Raw genomic sequence first — 22,790 nt, 5'->3', positions numbered from 1 at the left:
GTCTCTAAAAAAGTGTTATGAGTTTTTTCCAGAAATGTATTGGGGATAAGATCTGGCATCAACACCATTTATCCCTCTCACGAATGCTTTTTGCGTAAGCATCAAGCTAATGCAGAAAGCATTCATGATCTCGTTATGTGTGGACTGGGTCCAATTTCTCTGTGCTAGCGGGCGGGATAAAATATCCATTTTTAATGATCTATTACTCCAAACTACAAATTCTTCAACTCCGCTCAGAATTATGAGAGAAGGGATGTTGATGATGATATCTACGGTACTCTCCTTCACTTAACGCTCATTTTAGAAGGTCAAAAGAAGCACTCAGCAATAGATTGTCATATATTATTGCAAGCTATGGACTATTGATCATGGACCATTAACTATTAAAATGTATCAAGCCCAGACAGTAATCCCCGTTTACCTAAATTTGGCCTTAACCCGCCTATGAAGGGTAGAAAGGGAAGAGGGGAAATACCTGAGTATTTAAATATAGCTTATTCACCCGTTATTCATTCATTATACATTTATTATTGTAAGCTTTTTTAAAGAGATTTCTTAGTGAGATAATAGAGGGTTTATAGAGGGTTCATAGAGGTAGAACTCTATAAAACCACTACTTTATCACTCCTTTATTTTTAGTTCAATACTATTATTAGTATATTTATGATATAACCCTCTTCTAATGAGGGAAATACTTTATAAACCTTTATGCATTATGGCAATACTTAAAGATGGTATCAACGGTCCGTTTTCGGGGAAAGTGGGCAGTATTGTAGGTTATCAGTTGAATGGTCAGACTATTATCCGTGGCTTACCTACCGTGGTCAGGCGTAAACCGACCGCATTGACTCTACTTAACAGGTCGCGGATGAAGGTCGTGTCACAGTTTTTAAAACCCTTAAAACCCGTGATTGATTTTGGCTATAAGAATACAGCTCCCCGGGGAAGTCGGGTAGGGGCTTTCCAGTCTGCACAATCTTATACTTTCAGAAATGCTATTGACTATGACGAAAACAATGTGCCGTATGTTAATCCGGAAAAGGTATTGGTTTTTAGGGGGAATTTGATGGAGCCCTCTCTTTTGGTAGTTACGCGTGAAGAAAATACTATCCATATCCAATGGGACAGTACGCAATACAAATACAAGCGAGGGATACTTTTGGTGGTGGCTTATGCTATTGAAGAAGAGCAGGTTTTATTTGATGAAGGCGGGGCTAAAATATCGGCAGGAACTTTTACCTGGAATCTGGGTGAGGAGATTTCTACTGCAAAATATCCGCACCTCCATATATATGTCGGGGTTTATGATGTGGTACGGAATGAGTTGTCGGATTCGGTATATGGTGGGTGTGTATAAGCATTTTTGTGATACAGTGGGCTCAAATGATAGCTTTATCATATATAATTGGGGCTGTATCAAGTTGATGTTTTGTTAACCTAAGTATTTAGATAAGATGATACAGCCCTTTGTGTTTTTTGAGTACTTACAGCTGGATGATACGATCAATTTGCAGGTCGTTTAGAAAGTACTCATCATGAGATACCACAATAATAGCTCCTTTGTAAGACTTGATGGAAAATATTAACTGATTTAAACTTTTGATATCCATATTATTGCTGGGTTCATCCAGTACAATAAGATCCAGATTTTCATTGGCTAGGTTTAAGCAGCAAAGCAGTAATTTTAGTTTTTCTCCACCGCTTAGGCTATCTACCAGATTATCCCATAATAAAGCAGGTAATTTGTACTGCACCAGATGTTGTTTGAGTATATGCTGCTCTAAATGCCTGAGATTGAAATTTTGCAATTGCTCAAAAACAGTGATGGATGGATGAAGTGGTGTATAAGACTGATCCAGGTAAATCCATTTCATCGCTGCCCTTTTTACTTGTCCTGTAAGAAGATTGGTTTCTCCTAGCAATGCTTTAATAAGCGTGGATTTACCACTTCCATTTTTGCCTTGTATGGCTATTCTTTCTCCGTTTTTTATCAGTACATCTAATGGCGATTTCCATAGGTTTTGTGTCCCGAAGGCAATTTGCAATTGTGTTGCTTCTATCAGTGCTTTACCCAGAGGGAAAGCGGTGTTTGGAAAGCGAAATGAAAGTAATTGTTCTTGTCCAAGGTTGGTTCTTGCTTCAGACAAAGTATTTGAACGCTCTTCCTGTCGTTTTTGCTGCTGTTCTTTTTTGATAGCCATGTTTTTTTCGGACTGACTGGCTAATCCATTGGCAATTATTTTGGGTATTCCTCCCTGTTTTGCCAGTTTTTGATTCCGCCCTTGTTGTTTCTGCATCCTATCATTATTAAGCTGTGCTTGTTTTTTTGCCAGTTTCAGATCTTTTTCTGCGTCTTTAACCAAATGAGTTAAAGCGGTGAGTTCTTCATTTTTAGCTTCCTGATAAAAATTATAATTACCTCCATATACCCTAAGGTTGTTTTTAGAAATCTCAAAGGTTTTTTGTTGTAAGTTTAACAGTTTTTTGTCGTGACTGACCACGATGATGGAGCCTTTAAAATCTTCTATTAGTTGGTAAAGTTTATTTCTACCCGTTGTATCTAAATGATTGGTAGGTTCATCCAATAGTAAAATGTCTGGCTGATGGATGGTAATTCCTGCTAAAAAAACTCTTGTTTTTTCGCCACCACTTAGTGTGCTGAGGGGGGTATGCAAATTTACCAGAGGTAAATCCCATTCCTTTAAGGCATCTAGTGAACGTTCCTGAATGGTCCAGTCATCAGCCAGTGCATCAAAAGTTTCCACATCGGTATTTCCATCCAATATAGCCCTCAATGCATCTAATTTATGATGGATATGGAGTGCTTCGGCTACTGTGAGTTTTTCCAGTTGCCCGAAATGTTGTGGGATATAGTACGGTTTTGATGAACAAATTAAATCGCCTTTGTAATCAGAGATAAGTCCGGACAGAATGCGTAGCAAAGTGCTTTTCCCACTTCCGTTATCTCCAATTAAACTAACTTTTTCATGTGTGGAGATATTGAAAGATATATTATCAAATAAAAGTTGCCCATTAGCGTGTGTATAGCTTATATGTTGTGCCTGAATACCCATGTATTAATGAAAGTTAAAATGAAAGAATAAATAGATTAAAATCCCAGATGGGAAACGTATTGTAAATCTTAAATTTTCACATGATTTCTAAGTAATTTTCCTTGTTTAAGGTAACAAGCAGTTAAACAACAGACCAATTGAATGAATGCCTACTTGGGCAATGAACAGGTCTATTGAAGACCTATTTACTTAGTTATTTTCATTGGAGTATTACATAATTTGTGTACAAATATACGATTTTGTGCACTATAAAAACAAAATTGGTCGAAAAGGAGTAGGGAATACTACTTGTTAAAGCTAAATAGCTAGTTGTTTAATTGAGAATATTAGCGTTTCTGCTCTTTGTATTGTCTACATTTTATTTAATTTAGTCGCCGAAAAGCTCGGCTTCAAAGTGAATTAACTTCTGTTTCTGAACAGAAGATTTCTTCAAAGATTCCCTTTAATGTAAGTCTGAAATTGATGACATTTCATAGATATGCTCAATGAGATTTTTATATAGGAAAGCTATTGGTAAATAACAAAATATAATGGAAAATAACGCAGGAAACGTTTTAAGAATAGGTATCGTTGGATACGGAAACCTTGGAAGAGGTGTTGAATTGTCTATACGTCAAAATCCGGATATGGAGTTGGTGGCTATTTTTACAAGAAGAGATCCTTCTTTGCTAAATATAGGACCCAAAGCTGTATCTATTTCAAAGATAGAGGAATATAAAGGCAAAATTGATGTGATGATTTTGTGTGGAGGTTCTGCTACTGATTTACCGGAGCAGGTTCTGCAAATTTCTAAAATGTTTAATACGGTTGATAGCTTTGATACGCATGCAAAAATTCCGGAGTATTTTGAAAATGTAGATAAAGTAGCTAAATCCAGTAATACTTTAAGCCTTATTTCTACAGGTTGGGATCCGGGTTTGTTTTCTATTGCCAGATTATTGGGACAAAGTATTTTACCACAGGGAGAGGAGTATACTTTCTGGGGGAAAGGACTAAGTCAGGGACATTCTGATGCTATCAGACGTGTGGCTGGTGTTAAAAATGGTGTGCAGTATACTATTCCGTTAGATAGCGCACTGGAGCGTGTTAGGGCTGGAGAAAATCCTCAATTAACAACGGCAGAGAAGCATCAGCGTGTTTGTTATGTTGTTGCTAATGAAGGGGCAAGTGTAGAGGAAATTGAAACTACAATTAAGACGATGCCGCATTATTTTGATCAGTACGAAACTACGGTTCATTTTATTTCGGAAGAAGAGCTTAAAGCCAATCACTCGACTATGCCACATGGGGGAACTGTATTCCGTACAGGAACTACAGGTACAGATACTAAACAGCGTATAGAATTTAGTTTAGCACTTGAGGACAATCCTGAGTTTACATCCAGTGTTTTGGTGGCTTACGCCAGAGCAGTGGCTAAAATGGCTGCAAATGGTCAAACAGGGGCGTGTACGGTATTTGATATTCCTTTGGGATGTCTTTCTCCTAAATCTGCTGCCGAATTAAGACGTACTTTATTATAGAAACCTATGAAAAATTTCACCATATAAATTTAAACAGGCTCTAAGTCTTTAATATCATTTAAATAAATAAAGGTGTTTGCTGTATTTGAATGCAGTAAGCACCTTTTTTATTTGTCCATAGTTCAGCAAAAGGATTTTGTTATCCTGAATTTACTTCAGGATCTGTTAGCTTAGGCAAAAGGGCTTATTGGTTTATACCTTTTCATATGCCCGCAGATGCTGAATCGAGTTCAGCATGACGATATCGATGATTTTGAGTCATCCTGAGTGCAGTCGAAGGATCTGTTTCAGAGGTGCTTATGAGGAATGTTTCTCTTCACTGTGTTCATCGAAATGATAATATTTTATTTTTGATATAGCTTCAAATTCATCATTCCTTAACACTTATTCCTGTTAAACTAAAATAAACCCCTACTTATACGTATTTATACCCCTCTGTATAAAGCCATTGTTATCAATTTAGGTAAAGCAAATCAATTATAAACATAGTATGAATAAAGCTTTACTTACCGGGGCATTCATGTTGGTGGCTGAGGTTTCTCTGGGGCAGTTGCGGTATGAGAATTTTGAATCAGGTGTACCAACTGATTATAGTGCCAGTTCTGCGAGTACAATTTCCATTAGCAATAACCATAAAAAATCAGGTGCAAATAGCTTACAGTGGAATACGAAACATAACGAGATACTCAGCATTAATAATTTACAAATTCCTGCTGCGGAAATTTATAATTATTCGGCTAATTCAGCACAATTCTGGATTTACTCAAAAGCAATTACCAATGATACGCTTGTTTTTAAATTTTACGATAATACAAATGCACTGAAAAGAGAGGCTCGTATTGTTTTAAATTATAAAGGCTGGCGGGATTTTCACAGAAGTTATCGTTACGATTATAATAAGGGAACCGAACAGCCTGGGTTTATACTGAACAAAATTACGGTTACTTATAGAGGTTATCAGGGAAATACGGGATCTAATCAGGTGTTTTTTGACGAAATGACTTATGCTGGCAATGGAGATACACGCATTCCGGGACCGCATAATGGCAAGGATTACCTCGATTTTCGTTTTACCAGTAATTATACGCAGGCTATATTGGCCTATAATAATCAGCCGGATATTCCCTTATCGGCAATAAGTCCGGCAGAACTGTCGGCGATCGAAAATCTTAAAGTCTTATATAAAAGAACTGTTGGTAGTGCAACCCCTGTACAAATAACAGAAGCAAAAAACTATGTAAATACATTAAATATAACGCTCAATACAGATGGAACGTTAAATGGGAGAGGAATATACGATATCTATAAGCTAGATACTTTACTAAAAGTATCTAATTATGTAAGTTATTTGAGCAGGGCTTATGTGAAAAATAATGATAACGATGCCTTAGCCAAATTAAATTCATTTCTATCATACCTGATTGATCAGGGCTTGGCCGAAGGTGGTCGTATAGTGATCCCATATAATGATTATAGCTCGGCAAGAAACTTCCCGATAGGCTTCTTAGAAGCTATTCCATTATTGACCGATCAGTCTTTGAGAGAAAAAGTTGTTAAGCTATTAAAGTGGTCTCACGAGTTCAATACTATTTATAATACGAATCCGGTACCGGGTTTAGAAATGGATTTTCTTCACATCAAATCTAACTTTTTGGTAGAGCTGGCTCTTTTGGAGAATACTAATGATGAGATAGCTCGCGACCTGAAAAGTTTTGGCCGTTATCTGGAACAGTTTACTTATAGCAGTGCAGGGGCAAGGGATGGCATCAAAGTAGACGGAGTAGGTTTTCATCACAACTCGCAGCATATTAGTTATCAGTATGCTTATGGTACATGGATAAGCCGGGCTTTCGAACTGAAGGGAACACCTTTTAAAATAAGTCAAACAGCTTATCAGAATATGAGCCGGGCCATAAAGACGCTTTTTTTAGAAACATCTAAAGGGGCTTTTTATCCAAACTCAGCATCAGGCAGGGGCCCGTTCCCTTCATCTGTTCCGGTTAATGCTGTAGCGTTTGATAGGTTGGTGCAGGTAGGTGGAGATTTGATTGGCGAAAGTATAGATCCGGAAATGGCTCGCTTCTATAACTATGTTTTTCAGGAAAATAAATACCCGGTTACAGCAGCAAATTACGATGGTTACTATCAGTTGAATTATGCGCAAACAGGTATTATGCGTAAAAATAACTGGATAGCTGTTTCGAGAGGGTTTACAGACCGTATGTTTGGTGCAGAGATATATGCCGAAGCAAACCGTTATGGACGTTACCAAAGTTACGGCGCTTTAGAGGTTTTATATGATGGAAGCCTGACAAGTACCGGTTATATAGCTGGAGGCGCTGGTTGGGATTGGAATATGATGCCCGGAGCTACCACAGTAAAATTATCTTACGAAAACCTGAAGCCAATACCTTCGGGTACAGCCTCCGAATATCAGGCAGATGCTTTTGCCGGAGCATTGGCCGATGGAAATACAGGAGTGTTTGGGATGAACTTTGTAGAAAATGCCGGTGCAAAATATGTAGGTAGTAACCTGAAGTTTAGAAAATCCGTATTTACTTTCGATTCGTTAATGGTATGTTTGGGAAGTACAATAAGTGCAACAAACTCTGCAGATCCGGTTATTACCACATTATTTCAGGGGGTAAATGCTGTCTCAAATCCTTCTATATATATCAATTCGGCAACACCTGTAAGTTCCGCTTACGATCAGGCAATATCTACCACAACTAACGGGTTATGGCTGGTTAATGGACAAACTACAGGTTATTACATCCCTAAAGGAAATGGGGATGTCAATATTTTCAGGGGAACGCAAACCACACCATTGCATACTACAAATAATGTAAGTAGTACGGCAAGTGCTAACGTTAGTAAAGCATGGTTTGCTCATGGTGTTAAACCAACAGACTCAAAATACCAGTATGTGGTAGTACCGGCAACAACTCCTCAGAAAATGGATGCTTTATCGATCAAGATAGCACAGGGAGAATTGTATCAGGTACTTAAACAAACCGACTCTGTACATGCGGTAAAATATATACCCGATAGTAGTATACTGTACAGTTGTTTTTTGGCACAGCCTAATATTAATACCGGTTTTGTAAAAGGAATATCGGGAAGAGCACTGTTGGCGGTTAGGGAAAAGGGTAGAGATACCTTGGTGGTTAAAATAGCAAATCCGGACTTGAACGCTACGGAAAATGCAGAAAGTACATGGATATCGTCAGTAAGCGAAGTAACGGTATCGTTAAAAGGTAATTGGAGAATTGCCGAGAATACCTCGAATGCAGGGATAGTTTATCAGGATAATCAGTTAGATGCAAGCTTTTCTTTAAAAGATGGTTTTGCCCAAACTTTGATACTGGTAAACGATGACCTTACAGAGGAAGAACATACTGGTGTATGGGACAACCCATCGCAACAATGGGTATACGATTTAACCACCGGAACCGGACTTTCTGGTTTTGGAACGCCACCGACCTATCAACAAGGAAGTTCAATAGTTACGGCTAGCTATAGCCATTCTATGTCATCCGCTGGTTCCCCAGGCTTTTTGCCTTATCCACCAACAGGAACAAGTAGGGTGCATATTGTTAATGCAGCAGGAGGTACTAACGGAACAATTGTACTAAACCCAGATGGTACACTCAAAATGTCGGCATCAGCCGTTTCTGGAATCAGTAAAGTTTCGGCATACAGTATTGAACAGGCTACGCCTGTAGCAAGCATGTTTTTTACCATTGCTTTTAATAGTACACCAACTAATGGAGCATTTATTTGGGCAATAGGAAATAGGGGAGTAACGAGTAATACTTTTAGTAATGCAAATAGTGTGTATAAGTCTGCTCCGGAGTTATTTGCCGCTTTGCAGTGGAATATAACTGTTTCGGGAATCAACTTCAACTTTAGAGAAAGTGCTGACGGAACGGGTGCAACTTATAAACTGATTAGCAATAGCGCCTTTAAAAAAGGAGAAAACTATGATGTAGAAGTTTATGCCAACAATTCATCGGTAACAGAACACTATACACGAAATGGAGAACACTATGAACTGCCTGCCGGAAAATTGAACATTTGGGTAAAACCTCATGGTAAATTGGTTCGGGCATCTCGGTTAATTTACAACGGTTCCGCAGCTATTGGTGCCTCTGGGGAAATGGTTAGCGGTGTAGTATTAAATAGCTATTTGTTTCAGGGAGCAAGCAGTACACTGCCATCAGCAAATGCCGCAGAAATAACCTTAGCCAACATGGAAATGAATTATGCTAAAGCAGATCCTTTGCCTGTTAGCATGCTCTCTTTTGAAGGTAAACCAGGCAACAATGCTGTTTTACTAAACTGGATTGCTGTTAGCGAAAAAAACACATCGCACTTTGTGGTGTATCGTAGTACAGACGGGCTAAATTTTAAACAGATTGCTACAGTTGCTGCTGCCGGAAACTCTTCGGAAGCCCTGCATTATTCTTTTTCTGACAATGAACTGCCTTTGTATAATCAGCAGCTTTATTACAGGCTGTTGCTAATAGATAAAGACGATGTGATAAGCTATGAAAGTACTATCGTAGTTAAATTATCGATAAATAAAAGTTACGACGTTTTACTGTACCCAAATCCTGTTCATCAAATGGCTAATATCAATGTGGTGTCGCCCCGTTCGGAAGTGATTAAAGTTGTACTTACTGATTTATTGGGGAAAGTGCTCTTCTCCAGATCGAATAATATTGTTGAAGGAGAAAACCAGATTTCGATAGATGTATCGGGCTTGCCTGCGGGAACTTATGTTCTGTTACTACAAGGACAAGAACGCAATAAACAAATGAAATTTTTAAAACTATAATAAATAAATCAAACGCTAAAAAATAAACAATTATGAAAAGAAAACTACTATTAAGCCTGGGTTTACTATTGAGCGCGGGCTTAGCAAATGCGCAGTTTAGTCCTTATAATAGAGAAATCAAACCAGTACTTGGAAATGGTGGATTTACTTGGTCGTGTGATGGAATCAGTAACAACTTTGCTGAAAGTGGGAAAATAGACAGCCCTCTTCCAACGCAGTCAAATGGTGTATTAAGATTAATAGGGACTACTAATACGGGGAAAATTGATTTTGTTAATTCAACAAGTATTTTTATCAATGCTACGGCATCCGGAGTAACTAAATTTTCTCACTATTCTTTAACAAATAGTAAATCTGTAGCAAAGATTTCATTTAAAATGAAAGTTTCACTTGATGCTAATGCTACAGCAAAGTCTGCTTCATCTATTTCTTTTACTATAGGTAAATTAGGATCTGGTTTGATGAGGAATTCTAGTTCTGTTTATAGAAGTTCTAATGAGATATTTTCTAGTGTACGTTGGTTGTATGCTTCTGGTAAATTTGATTTTCAATACAGAGAGGGATCAACAGCTAATACTACTTCAAATCTATCATTATCTAATACATTAATTATTCCTGAAACTGAATATCAATATGACTTCTTTTATAATAATTCTGATGCTAAAGTTGATTATGTTCATAACAGTATTGATTATGAAATTGAATCGGGGAAAATTGATGTTTTTGTTAATAATGTTAAATTAGGTACTATAAATAGAACAATAGAAAAATCAGGTAATGGAGCGTTGACAGATGCTTTGCCTTCTATAGCTTTACCAATCAATTCTGAATTAGATTCTTACATGTTTATTCAATCGGGGGGAGCGAATATTGGTGCTACAGATGGATATAGTATTAAAGATCTCTCTATTACTTACCCGTCAGCAACAGATCCAACGCTTCCAGTTTCCTTAACCTCTTTCAATGCTTCAAAAACTCAAAATGGTATCCAATTAAACTGGCAGACAGCATCAGAACAAAATAACAGTCATTTTGATGTTTTAAGATCAGCCGATGGGAAAAACTTTAATAAAATAGGGTATGTAGGTGCTAAAGGTGATGGCTTCTCAGTACAGCGTTACAATTATGTGGATGCTCATCCTGACAATGGTATCAATTATTATCAATTACGTCAGGTAGATAAAAATGGAGAAGCGACTACCTATACGGATAAAACACTTCGGGTTACTGTATCCACAGTTGACAACAAGTTGCAGGTAAGAAATATAGCTAATGGATTAGAAGCTAGTATTTATGTTGTACAAGCACAACAGGCAGAATTGACTGTCATCAATATTGAGGGAAAGCTAATGGCTTCACAGAGAATATCTTTACAAGAAGGGATAAATGTGGTTCCTGTATCGGGATTGGTATTGTCTAAAGGAGTGTATATGATCCGGGTAAAAGGAAATACAGCAGACCTGAAAACAAAGTTTATCAACTGAGGGTTATTTGAGATAGATGGATATGTTCTAAAACAGGATTAAACTTCAATTTTGAATAGAAAACACTTGTTAATTAATTATTACCCTTATTTCAACTAATTATTACCCCTATTAAAGAAGGGTTAGTGTTGAATTTTGATATAGAAAAACTAATTAAACAAAGGCTATACATTATAAAATAGTACTGTATAAACCTAAAAAACTATTATTAACAACTTAAGTTATGAGAAAGGTATCACTATTTATTTTTCTGATTTTGACTTACCTGAACTTGTCAGCACAGCAGACCAAGTTAATTACAGGTACTGTCCATGATGCAGAACTGAATGATGCTTTAATTGGGGTTAGTGTGTCTGTTAAAGGAAGCACTATAGGAGCCGTTACAGATGTAAATGGTAAGTATTCCATTAAAGTACCACAAAATGAAAAACCTGTTTTAGTGTTCAGGTATTTAGGGTATTCACCTAAAGAGGTAGCAACAGGAGAACTGACTACTGTAAACGTTAAACTTTCTAAAGAGAATAAGTCTTTGAATGAGGTGGTTGTTATAGGATATGGGGAGGTGAAAAGAAGAGATGTAACAGGTTCTGTAGCTTCTGTAAAGATGGAAGATTTGCAAAAAGCTCCTGTAGGTTCTGCTATTGAAGCATTAGCTGGTCGTGTAGCGGGTGTGCAGGTAAGTTCTGTTGGCGGTAAACCAGGGGGAGGAGTTAATATTATTGTGCGTGGAGCAAATTCTATTACGCAGGATAACTCTCCATTATACGTAATAGATGGTTTTCCTATGGAGGATGCAAATAGTAATGTGTTGAATCCTTCTGAAATTGAATCTATTGAAGTTTTAAAAGATGCATCTGCGACTGCAATTTATGGAGCGCGAGGAGCCAATGGGGTTATATTAATAACCACTAAAAGAGGGAAAGAGGGTGCTCCTCAGGTAAATTATTCAGGATATGCAGGAGCTCAGAGTGTAATCAATAAAATTGAGCTGATGGATCCGTACGAATTTGTGAAGTTAAATGCAGAGAGAGATCCTCAAGATATTAAAAAGACTTATTTAAGAGGAGATACTACTTTAGATTATTATAAAACTGTAAAAGGTATAGATTGGCAGGATGAATTATTTAGAACTGCATTTATGCAAGATCATTCTCTCTCTATTTATGGAGGGAATAAAACCACTAAGTATTCATTTTCTGGCAACTTGTTCGATCAAAAGGGAGTTATTATTAACTCGGGATTTGGTAGAAAGCAAGGTCGTGTTACGTTAGATCAAAATTTTGGTAAGAAATTAAAAACAGGAGTTGATGTACGCTATACATCGACTAAAACTTATGGAGCTAATCCTGCTTCACCAGAAGCAAATCACTCTGCTATGAATTATCTAATGTATAGTGTTTGGGGATATAGGCCCATTACTTACGGTGATAATAGAGATTTGATTGATGATTTGGTAGCGCCAGGAACTGACGAAAATAATGATTACAGAATAAATCCTATTCTCTCTGCAAAGAATGAGGTGAGAGATAATTATAATACCAGAATTATATTTAATGGGTATGCAGAGTATGCTATTTTACCGGAGTTAAAGTTTAAAATAACAGGTAGTGCTAACAATTCTGATTGGAGAAATGAATCTTTTAATAATTCAAAAACCCGTTATGGTTATCCAAAGAGTAATAACAAAGTTAATGGATCAATTTTATATACTGAAAGTGATACCTGGCAAAATGAAAACTTATTGACTTACAATAAGAGTATTAATAAGGTGCACAATATTAACGCTGTTGCAGGTTTAGTATTTCAGGAAAATAATTACAAAAGATATGGCGTTTCTGCTATTCTATTACCTAATGAAACCTTGGGTTTAGCAGGATTGGGGCAGGGAGTTGCACAACCGGTTACGTCAATTATTACATCATGGTCAATGATGTCTTATTTAGGTCGTGTAAACTATAATTATAATAACAGATATTACCTAACCGCATCATATAGGGCAGATGGTTCTTCCAAGTTCATGAAACAAAACAGATGGGGGTATTTCCCTTCTGCTGCTGCCAGTTGGAGGATTATCCAGGAAGACTTTATGAAAGATATAAAATTCCTTTCAGATGCGAAAATCAGACTTGGTTACGGTGTTACAGGTAATAATAGGGTAACTGAGTATGCACCTTATGCTGCATTGAATTTTGAAAATACAGGTCCAGCAAGTAATGGATACTATGCATTTGGTAATGCACTAACACCTGGCGTTTATTTAGGTTCTATTGCCAACCCAGATTTGAAATGGGAAAGCACTGCACAAAGTAACGTAGGTATAGACTTAGGAGCGTTTAAACAAAGACTAATTTTTACGGTAGATTACTACAAGAAAAAAACTACAGATTTATTGTTGAATGCGTCTTTGCCTTACAGTACCGGATATAGCACTGCATATAAAAATATTGGTAGTACAAGTAACGAGGGTATTGAGTTAAGTGTAAGCGGTGATGTGATTAAGAATAAAGAATTCAATTGGAATGCGTCATTTAATATTGCATTTAATAAAAATAAAGTTCTGTCCTTAACTCAAAATCAGGAAAGTCGTACCAGTACTGTGAATTGGGATCAGTTCTATAGAACTATTCCGGCATATATTGCAAAAGTTGGGCAACCGCTTGGGCAGATATATGGATATATATGGGATGGAGTTTACCAGTATGACGATTTTGATAAACAAGCAGACGGTTCTTATAAACTTAAACAGGGAATTACAAATAACGGTGCTGCTGTACAGCCGGGTGATATCAAATATAGAGATTTGAACGGAGACGGAACTGTAAACGATTTAGATCGCACAGTAATAGGAAGAGGATATCCTATTCATCAAGGAGGATTCTCAAATAACTTTACCTATAAAGGATTTGATTTAAACTTGTTTTTTCAATGGTCTTACGGTAATGATATCATTAACGCTAATAGACTGTGGTTTGAGGGAGGAGATAAAGCTTATTTAAATCAATATGCAACATTTAGTGATAGATGGACTCCTGAAAATCAGAGTAATACCATGTTTAGAGTTAGAGGGCAGGGATCTTATGCCTATTCTTCTAGAATTGTTGAAGACGGCTCGTATCTGAGATTAAAAACAATATCACTAGGGTATAAATTTCCTGTAAAATATTTAAAGGGAATGAATATCAAAAACCTAAGGGTATATGCGTCAGCTCAAAACTTATTGACGTTTACCAAATACTCTGGTTATGATCCTGAGGTGGCTGTTTATTACAGTGCATTAACACCAGGGTTCGATTATTCATCTTATCCTAGGCCAAAAACAATTGTGTTCGGGGTAAATCTATCATTATAAGGAGAGTAAATAATGAAAAATCATTTAAAATATATAATAAGCAAATCTGGTTTTAGAAGACTGGTAGCATTTGGTCTTTTTGCAATCACTACTCAGGGATGTTCTAGCTTTTTGGATAAAGAGCCCACTTTTATAGTGAAAGAAAACTATTTCAATAACGAGAATGATGTTAATATGGCTCTTACCGGTATCTATGATGTTATGGGGAGAGAGCAGTTTTATGGAAGTAGCCTGCCTGTCTATTTATCTATTGCTGATGATGGAGCATACTACAGAACGGCATATACATCAGGACCTGCAGTATATGTATTCAATGCGTCAGAACCATTAGTAGAGCAATTGTGGCAATACTTATATCAAGGAATAGAAAGAGCAAATGTGTTTTTGAGCAGAGTAGATGAAGTGAGTATGAGTGAGACGGATAAAAACGATGCGATAGGACAGGCGAAATTCCTGAGAGCATACTATTATTTTCTACTGGTTAGCAATTGGGGAGATGTGCCATTGAAAACGGTACCAACCCCATCTGTAAATACAGTCGATGTTCCGGCTACTCCGCAAAAAGATGTATATAACTTTGTTGTAAAGGAAATGGAAGAAGCAGAGGGAATGGTGAAGCCTATAACTGCATATGGACACGCAGGGAGGGTTTCTAAGTCGGCTGTCAGAGGTATATTGGCTAGAGTTTACCTGAAAATGGCAGGTGCACCATTAAAAGATGTGTCTAAGTACGCGGATGCTTTAAAATGGGCTGAAAAACTGGTACACCCATCTAATGGAGATTATCAGCATGCTTTGGTTTCAGATTATTCAAAAGTCTTCAAAGATATGGCGGGGGATAAGTACAATATAAAAGAATCTATCTGGGAAGTAGAGTTTTATGGAAATAATTTTACGGACTTTGAAGCGGGAAGAGTAGGTAATTTACAAGGAATTCAGTGTAATGATGAATCTAAAGGGTTTTCATACGGTTTTGTAGTTGCTACGAAGAAGCTGTATGAATCTTATGAGAATTCGGATGAGAGAAGAGATTGGAATATTGCTACTTATAAGTATGTACATGTTAATAACGTAGTTACAGATTCTACATTTTACCCAAATACGGATATAGAAAATAGAATGGCAGCTAAGTTTAGACGCGGTTATGAGACTTATAGACCTAGAAATAAAAACTATACTCCTATTAATTTCCCTGTATTACGTTATTCTGATGTATTATTAATGTATGCAGAGGCCGAAAATGAAGTCAACGGTGCAACATTAAATGCTAAAAATGCATTAAAAGAAGTAAGAGACAGAGTACATGCTTCGGATATAAGTGCAACATTAGTTACACCTGATGACTTGAAAAAAGCAATAAAAGAAGAAAGGTTTAGAGAATTGTGTTTTGAAGGACTTAGAAAGTATGATTTAATAAGGTGGGGCGAATTTGTAGATACTATGAATAAGCTGGGAAGTGATATCAGAACTTCAGGAATGGCAAATATTAAATATACAGCATTGGCAGGAGAAAAGGTTACTACGAGGAATAATTTACTGCCGATTCCACTTTCCGAAATTTCATTAAATGGAGGAGTACATCAAAATGAAGGTTGGTAATAAAGAAAACAAGCATATGAAAAAGATATTTTTATATATAGCGGGTATTGTCTTATTAGCTTCATGCGACAAAAAAGAAGTAGTAAAGCTTAATTTTGACGTGAAGACAGATAAACAAGAATATAAATTAGGAGATTCCGTAAAATTTATATTATCCGGTAACCCAGATCAGGTGGTGTTTTATTCCGGAGAGAATGGACATAAATATGATTATAAAAGCAGAACTGAGGCAGAAAGTAATGAAATTACTTTAGAATTTGCAACAAACAGACGTTATGGTTCAGATGTAGATCAACCGCAGTCTTTCCGGGTCTTTGCTTCTCAGAAGTTTAATGGAATATACTCAGAGGAAAATGTTAAGGAAGCATCTGAATGGACAGAGATAACCAGTGCATTTACACTATCTGCTATTATGGGTAATGATAATTATACTCCATCCGGAGCTAAAAATTTGTTGGATTTAAGTTCTTTAGGTTTGAATATAGATAAAACCAAGCCTATTTACTTTGCCTTTAAATATAAGGGAACAACAGGTACTACACAACCAAGATGGTGGGTGAATAAGTTTGATGTAAAAATGAAGACAAGTGATGGGGAAGTGCTTACAGTTACTACTATAGGAGATGCAGGTTGGAAAAATGTTAAATTTGGTAACTCCCCCGTTTTATGGACATTTAATTCAGATAATACAGTTAAATTTCAGGGAGGAGGAGCCGCGGTAGGGAGCAACGAAGTTTGGGCTGTAACAAAAGCAATTAAATTAACTTCTGTAACGCCAGATGCGGGAAAACCACTAAAAAACATGACTACTAAATTAGATGGTTATTCATATTATTTTTCAAAGCCAGGTACGTATAAAGTAACCTTTGATGCGTTTAATGTAAATATTTATGGAGAAAGCAGGACGGTTAAAAGCATAGAAGTTAAAATTAACCCATAAAACATCAAATAATTATTAAGAACTGTCTAAAAACATTCTTGCCCTTCCATGATGTTGTGGTTTAGAGATTTTTAGACAGTTTCTTCAAGAATAGAACAGAATAAATTACATATACAAATTACCGAGATACGAAATGATTAAGAATTTGATAATTGCATCTTCGATTGCAGTTGGTGGGACATTATTATCATCATGTGGTGGAAACAAAGACATGGTAAAACAAGATTTTGAGGTAGCAGAAAAGCAGTATACCATCATGTTAGATCAATCCAAAGATCTTACCAGTTTTCCAAGAACAACCAATCCGGATGGTTCTGTAAAAGGAACAGATATTTGGGATTGGACACAGGGCTTTTTTCCAGGTGCATTATGGTATATTTATGAGTTTAATCAGGATCCGAAGTGGAAAGCTGAAGCCGAAAAATGGACAGATGCTTTGGAGCAAGCTAAATTCTTAACGCAGCATCATGATGTTGGTTTTGTAATGTATTGTTCTTATGGAAATGCAGTACGTTTAGAGAAAGATACAGCGAAGATTAATAAATATAATAAAATATTAATCCAATCTGCAGAATCTGCCTTAACCAGATACTATCCTAATGTAGGTTTAATCAAATCATGGAATGATAAAATGTCGTGGGATGGAAAAACACTTTGGACTTATCCGGTTATCATCGATAATATGATGAATCTGGAGTTGTTGTTCTATGTTTCTAAACTTACAGGAGATCCTAAGTATAAAGACGCAGCTATATCGCATGCAGATAAAACTATGAAAAACCATTTCAGAAGTGATTACAGTACCTATCATGTTGTAGATTATGATGCCAAAACCGGAGAGGTATTACATCAGCAAACCAATCAGGGGTATTCAGATAATTCTACATGGTCTAGAGGACAGGGATGGGCAATTTATGGCTATACGTTGATGTACCGCGAAACAAAAGATCCTAAGTATTTGGAGCATGCTAAAAAAGTTGCAGATTTCTTTATCAATCATCCGAATCTACCGAAAGATAAAATACCTTACTGGGACTTTAATGTAGAACAGGAAGGTTATACTCCAGACTGGGATTATAAAGGACAAAATAAGTTAAATTATATTCCAAGAGATGCTTCGGCTGCATCGTTGGCAGCGTCTGCTATGTTAGAATTAAGTACTTATACAGGTGAAGAAGGTAAGAAGTATTTTAATGCAGCAGAAGAGATATTAAAATCTTTATCAGGAACAGAATATTTGGCGGCACCGGGAACAAATTCTGGTTTTATATTGAAACATTCAACAGGAAGTTTTCCGCATAATAGTGAAATAGATGTACCGTTGATTTATGCTGATTATTATTTTCTGGAAGCGCTATTGAGATATAAAAAGATCAAAGGATAGTATTAAGTAAAAGAACACACCTATAAACGCCGCAACTGTCGGGGTCAGGTAGCTTTAATGCACTTTACTCTACCGATGGTTGCGGTTTTTTAATGACAGGACATGAAACAGAAGTTTATTATTGCTGGTTTGGTAACCGCCATATACACGGCAAGTTCATTTGCCCCACCATCAAAAATCTACAAAAAAGGTTGGATAGATCTGAATAAAAATGGAAAAAAAGACATTTATGAAGATCCATCCAGAAGTGTAGATGATCGTGTAAATGATCTGATTGCACAGATGAACCTGAACGAGAAAACTAACCAGATGGCTACTTTGTATGGATATAAACGTATTCTTAAAGATTCGTTACCTACAGCCAATTGGAAAAATGAGATATGGAAAGATGGCGTCGCAAATATAGATGAACATTTAAATGGTTTTATCAATTGGACCCAGCTAGAAACTAAACTTGATCTGGTAACCGATATGAAAAAACATGTTTGGGCAATGAATGAAACACAACGTTTCTTTATAGAACAAACGCGTTTAGGAATTCCGGTAGATTTTACCAATGAAGGGATAAGAGGTATAGAAGCTTATGAAGCTACGGGCTTTCCAACACAGTTGAATATGGGGATGACATGGAATCGCCTGTTGGTGCGTAAGATGGGAGAGATTACAGGTAAAGAAGCCCGGGCTTTAGGTTATACCAATGTTTATGCACCTATTTTAGATGTAGCCCGCGATCAGCGTTGGGGGCGTTTGGAAGAGGTTTATGGAGAAGATCCTTATCTGACAGCGCGCTTAGGAGTGGAAATGGCTTTAGGAATACAGGGAGCGGGTGCTGCATCAACACCTAAGCATTTTGCCGTTTATAGTGCTAATAAAGGAGCAAGGGAAGGACTGGCGAGAACAGATCCGCAGGTTTCGCCACGTGAGGTAGAAGATATTTTATTGTATCCTTTCCGTAAAGTGATCAAAGAAGCTAATATAATGGGGGTGATGAGCTCTTATAATGATTACAATGGAGTTCCGGTATCGGGAAGTAAATATTGGCTGATAGATAGGTTGCGTACAGATATGGGGTTTACGGGTTATGTGGTAAGTGATAGCGATGCGCTGGAATATTTGTATAACAAGCACCATGTTGCTGCGGATTTAAAGGAAGCCGTTTATCAGGCTTTTATGGCTGGAATGAATGTGCGGACTACATTTAGAACACCGGATAGTATTATCTATAATCTGAGAGAACTGGTAAACGAAGGTCGTATTCCTATGGATACGATAGATAGTCGTGTGAAAGATGTATTAAGGGTGAAGTTTAAATTAGGATTGTTTGACGAGCCTTATGTTAAAAGCGCAGAAAACACCTTAAAGTTGGTGAACAGTGCAGCACACCAACAAATAGCATTACAGGCTTCGAGGGAAGGTATTGTGTTGTTGAAAAATAAAAATAATGCATTACCCTTAACAAAAAATATAGGTAAGGTGGCTGTTATTGGTCCCAATGTGATAGATAATGACTATGCGCATACGCACTACGGACCATTGATGTCTAAAAGTGTTAATATGCTGGAAGGGATCCAAAATAAAATAGGTAAAGACAGGGTGTTGTATGCCAAAGGGGTAGAATTGATAGATAAAAACTGGCCTGAAAGTGAAATCTTTCCGGAAGCACCAGATGCAGCGGAACAGGCTATGATAGATGAGGCTGTAAAACAAGCTAAAGCGGCCGACTTAGTAGTATTGTTTATTGGCGGGAACACCAAAACAGCGGGAGAAAATAAAAGCCGTACGTCTTTGGATTTACCAGGACATCAGCTAGATTTAGTAAAAGCTATACATGCTACCGGTAAGCCTTATGTAGTAGTGTTGATAGGTTCACAACCTGTATCTATCAACTGGGTAGAAAAATATGCGCCAGCTATAGTTTATGCCGGATATCCGGGTGTACACGGTGGTACGGCTGTGGCCGATGTGCTTTTTGGAGATTATAATCCAGGAGGAAAACTGACGTTGACCTTTCCTAAATCTGTAGGACAATTACCTTTAAATTTTCCAACCAAGCCCAATGCACAAACAGATGAAGGTGAAACAGCAAGGGTGAAGGGACTGCTTTATCCGTTTGGGTATGGACTAAGTTATACGCAATTCCAATATAGTAACTTAAAGATCAACAATCAGCTGACTGCTCAGGATAAAGTTCATATTAGTGTAGATGTTACCAACACAGGAAAAGTAGCAGGAGAGGAAGTCGCTCAGTTATATATCAGGGATGTGTTGAGTTCTGTAACTACTTACGAAAAGTTGCTGAAAGGATTTGAAAGAACATCGCTTAAGCCGGGCGAAACAAAAACAATCCAGTTTACTATTGAGTCAGACGATCTGAAACTTTGGAACAGAGATATGCAAAGAGTGGTAGAGCCGGGAGATTTCAAAGTAATGGTAGGTTCGTCATCAGAAGATATCAGGCAAACAGGTATATTTACGGTATTATGAAAAACTTGAAGAGTAATAAGTTTGTAGTTAGATTATTGATGTTGCCTATGCTCATGTTTAGTCATGCGCTTTGGGCACAAGTGCAGAGCCCGGTTATTCCAAAGCCTCAGGAAATTGCATTTAAGCAGACCTATTTTAATCTGAGTAATGGAAGCGCTATTCAGATTCGCCATGTTGTAGGACAAAAAGCGGCTTATTATTTACAAACCGAAATATTAAAGCATACCGGGGTCACCTTAGAAATAAAGAAAAATGCTGTAACAAACATAATTTATGTACAGGCATCTTCAAAGGAACTGAAAGGGAACAGCTATCAATTGTTGATGTCTGCTAACCAGATAACTGTAAAAGCTGCAGACGAAGAAGGATTTTTTCTGGGAACAGTAACGCTGTTGCAGTTGGTTAGAAATACCCCTGTAATTGATCAAAAATTAAAACTAGCCTGCTGGGATGTAAGCGATAAACCATTGTATGGATGGCGTGGTTTTATGCTGGATGAATCGAGACATTTTTTTGGAAAAGAAAAAGTTAAGGATATCCTTGATTGGATGGCTTTTTATAAGCTGAATAAGTTTCACTGGCATTTAACAGATCAACCGGGCTGGAGGATAGAGATTAGAAAATATCCACGTCTGACGCTGGTAGGGGGGATAGGTAACTATTCAGATCCTTTAGCTCCGGCACAATATTATACGCAGGAAGATATTAAGGAAATAGTGCGTTATGCAGCCGAAAGGTATATTGAGGTGATACCAGAAATAGATATGCCGGGGCATGCTACAGCAGCAAATATGGCTTATCCGCAGTTTAGTGGTGGTGGTTCTGAAAAATATCCTGAGTTTACCTTTAATCCGGCTAATGATGCTACATATCAATACCTGACAGATATTCTGAAAGAAGTAAACGTACTTTTTCCTTCTCAGAAAATACACATAGGTGCAGATGAAGTACATTTTGGAAATCAACATTGGCATAAGGATGTTTATGTGCAAAAGCTAGTCAAGGAAAAAGGCTTTAAAGATTTGAAAGAAGTAGAGCATTATTTTTTGAACCGTATGGCAGATACATTATTGAAAATGGATAATGAGATTTTGGCATGGGATGAAGTTGTAGGTTCGTCTTTGCCAATAGAAAAAACTACTGTCTTTTGGTGGCGACATGATAAAAAAGATGAATTGAAAAAGTCTTTAGAGAAAGGGTTTAAGACTGTATTATGTCCGCGTTTACCCTTGTATTTTGATTTTGTACAGAACGAAAAACACAGTATAGGTAGAAAATGGGCGGGAGGTTATGTTCCTATAGAAAGCGTTTATAATTTTCCTACCGAAGACATTCTCAATTATCCGAATGCCGGGAAATTGATCCAGGGAATACAGGCAAATTTATGGACCGAAGCTGTGTCTACAGAGCAACATCTGGAATATATGCTGTTTCCACGTATAACGGCGCTAGCCGAATCTGCCTGGACACAGCCACAGCATAAAGATTATAGTGATTATCAGGGTAGGTTGAAAAAACATCTTTCTATATATGCTAAAGAAGGACTTTATTATTACGATCCTTTTAATCCCGAAAAGTATAATGAATTTTTAGGACCTGTACAAAGGTCTCAAATGATGCCTGGTACAGATGAGCTTACTAAACAGGAAATGAATAATAAATAATATGTAGAGTGTATTTTGTCTTCTATTATAGGCTTATCTTCTTTTAGTGCTATTTATGGAAGAAGACATAGGGTCAACAACTTTCTTTTTTCAGCATCGTCTCAGTGTGGACGATGCTGATTTTGTTTTATCCTCCCGCACAATCTTGCCTGTTCTGGGTGAGCATTTTCTTTTTCTTGATGGAAGTACTTAGCAATGGGTTGCTTTGCGCTATTACAAGCTATGGACTATTGTTCATGGGCTTATGCGACACATCGTTCTTTCAGAGACGATGTTGGTAAATAAGACTAGTATATCCTCAAAATTAAAATTGACAAAAATCTTTTTTCCTTCTTCACTTCTTTCAAATAGTTGGTTAGAAAGTAAACAAAAAGTTACCCACCGTTAAAGAGAAGTTACCGTCCTTTGTATAGAGAAATACATAAAACAAATTATTATGTATAGCCCCTATA

Annotated in this window: 12 protein-coding genes; 10 read left to right on the top strand and 2 right to left on the bottom strand. The window is 37.1% G+C overall.

Features of this window, described 5'->3' with window-relative positions:
* Positions 1-15: 15 nt before the first annotated feature.
* Entirely contained in the window at positions 16-288 is a 273-nt protein-coding gene (locus ACFSAH_RS07455) for a hypothetical protein (protein WP_379662086.1), read from the bottom strand.
* A gap of 427 nt (positions 289-715) precedes the next feature.
* On the opposite strand from ACFSAH_RS07455, the gene ACFSAH_RS07450 reads away from it, so the two are divergent.
* Complete coding sequence (locus ACFSAH_RS07450) at positions 716-1,357, top strand: DUF6266 family protein (protein WP_379662085.1); 642 nt, start codon at positions 716-718, stop codon at positions 1,355-1,357.
* Positions 1,358-1,484: 127 nt separating this feature from the next.
* On the opposite strand, the gene ACFSAH_RS07445 is transcribed toward ACFSAH_RS07450, so the two are convergent.
* Positions 1,485-3,074 (bottom strand): ATP-binding cassette domain-containing protein, encoded by a 1,590-nt coding sequence (locus ACFSAH_RS07445; RefSeq protein WP_379662084.1) that lies wholly within the window; start codon positions 3,072-3,074, stop codon positions 1,485-1,487.
* Positions 3,075-3,604: 530 nt separating this feature from the next.
* Here ACFSAH_RS07445 and ACFSAH_RS07440 point away from each other — a divergent pair.
* The 9 genes from ACFSAH_RS07440 to ACFSAH_RS07400 all read left to right on the top strand — a co-directional run bounded on the left by ACFSAH_RS07440 (position 3,605) and on the right by ACFSAH_RS07400 (position 22,338).
* The gene (locus ACFSAH_RS07440) at positions 3,605-4,594 is read left to right on the top strand and encodes a diaminopimelate dehydrogenase (protein ID WP_379662083.1); all 990 of its coding nucleotides are present in this window, start codon (positions 3,605-3,607) and stop codon (positions 4,592-4,594) included.
* 490 nt (positions 4,595-5,084) lie between these two features.
* Positions 5,085-9,434 carry a polysaccharide lyase family 8 super-sandwich domain-containing protein gene (locus ACFSAH_RS07435; RefSeq protein ID WP_379662082.1) on the top strand — a complete coding sequence of 1,450 codons (4,350 nt, stop codon included), beginning with the start codon at positions 5,085-5,087 and terminating at the stop codon, positions 9,432-9,434.
* A 32-nt stretch (positions 9,435-9,466) separates the two neighbouring features.
* Entirely contained in the window at positions 9,467-10,918 is a 1,452-nt protein-coding gene (locus tag ACFSAH_RS07430; protein WP_379662081.1) for a T9SS type A sorting domain-containing protein, read from the top strand.
* Between the two features lie 223 nt (positions 10,919-11,141).
* Entirely contained in the window at positions 11,142-14,267 is a 3,126-nt protein-coding gene (locus ACFSAH_RS07425; RefSeq protein ID WP_379662080.1) for a SusC/RagA family TonB-linked outer membrane protein, read from the top strand.
* A gap of 12 nt (positions 14,268-14,279) precedes the next feature.
* Positions 14,280-15,866 carry a RagB/SusD family nutrient uptake outer membrane protein gene (locus tag ACFSAH_RS07420; RefSeq protein ID WP_379662079.1) on the top strand — a complete coding sequence of 529 codons (1,587 nt, stop codon included), beginning with the start codon at positions 14,280-14,282 and terminating at the stop codon, positions 15,864-15,866.
* 16 nt (positions 15,867-15,882) lie between these two features.
* Positions 15,883-16,806 (top strand): DUF5017 domain-containing protein, encoded by a 924-nt coding sequence (locus ACFSAH_RS07415; RefSeq protein WP_379662078.1) that lies wholly within the window; start codon positions 15,883-15,885, stop codon positions 16,804-16,806.
* Between the two features lie 133 nt (positions 16,807-16,939).
* Positions 16,940-18,190 carry a glycoside hydrolase family 88 protein gene (locus ACFSAH_RS07410; RefSeq protein WP_379662077.1) on the top strand — a complete coding sequence of 417 codons (1,251 nt, stop codon included), beginning with the start codon at positions 16,940-16,942 and terminating at the stop codon, positions 18,188-18,190.
* 102 nt (positions 18,191-18,292) lie between these two features.
* On the top strand, positions 18,293-20,674 hold the full coding sequence (locus ACFSAH_RS07405) for a glycoside hydrolase family 3 N-terminal domain-containing protein (protein ID WP_379662076.1): 2,382 nt from the start codon (positions 18,293-18,295) through the stop codon (positions 20,672-20,674).
* Positions 20,671-22,338, top strand: a complete 1,668-nt coding sequence (locus ACFSAH_RS07400; protein WP_379662075.1) for a beta-N-acetylhexosaminidase — start codon at positions 20,671-20,673, stop codon at positions 22,336-22,338. Before ACFSAH_RS07405 ends, ACFSAH_RS07400 begins: the two co-directional genes overlap by 4 nt.
* Positions 22,339-22,790: the final 452 nt, after the last annotated feature.

Source organism: Pseudopedobacter beijingensis (genome assembly GCF_042678145.1).
In the GTDB taxonomy this organism is placed as follows: domain Bacteria; phylum Bacteroidota; class Bacteroidia; order Sphingobacteriales; family Sphingobacteriaceae; genus Pseudopedobacter; species Pseudopedobacter beijingensis.
Note: the sequence above shows the minus strand (reverse complement) of the source record. Positions and strands in the feature narration are given on the sequence as shown.

Coding starts and splice junctions, on each gene's coding strand:
- ACFSAH_RS07450 (WP_379662085.1), top strand. CDS start 716: ATGGCAATACTTAAAGATGGTATCAACGGTCCGTTTTCGGGGAAAGTG.
- ACFSAH_RS07440 (WP_379662083.1), top strand. CDS start 3,605: ATGGAAAATAACGCAGGAAACGTTTTAAGAATAGGTATCGTTGGATAC.
- ACFSAH_RS07415 (WP_379662078.1), top strand. CDS start 15,883: ATGAAAAAGATATTTTTATATATAGCGGGTATTGTCTTATTAGCTTCA.
- ACFSAH_RS07430 (WP_379662081.1), top strand. CDS start 9,467: ATGAAAAGAAAACTACTATTAAGCCTGGGTTTACTATTGAGCGCGGGC.
- ACFSAH_RS07435 (WP_379662082.1), top strand. CDS start 5,085: ATGAATAAAGCTTTACTTACCGGGGCATTCATGTTGGTGGCTGAGGTT.
- ACFSAH_RS07410 (WP_379662077.1), top strand. CDS start 16,940: ATGATTAAGAATTTGATAATTGCATCTTCGATTGCAGTTGGTGGGACA.
- ACFSAH_RS07405 (WP_379662076.1), top strand. CDS start 18,293: ATGAAACAGAAGTTTATTATTGCTGGTTTGGTAACCGCCATATACACG.
- ACFSAH_RS07420 (WP_379662079.1), top strand. CDS start 14,280: ATGAAAAATCATTTAAAATATATAATAAGCAAATCTGGTTTTAGAAGA.
- ACFSAH_RS07400 (WP_379662075.1), top strand. CDS start 20,671: ATGAAAAACTTGAAGAGTAATAAGTTTGTAGTTAGATTATTGATGTTG.
- ACFSAH_RS07425 (WP_379662080.1), top strand. CDS start 11,142: ATGAGAAAGGTATCACTATTTATTTTTCTGATTTTGACTTACCTGAAC.
- ACFSAH_RS07445 (WP_379662084.1), bottom strand. CDS start 3,074: ATGGGTATTCAGGCACAACATATAAGCTATACACACGCTAATGGGCAA.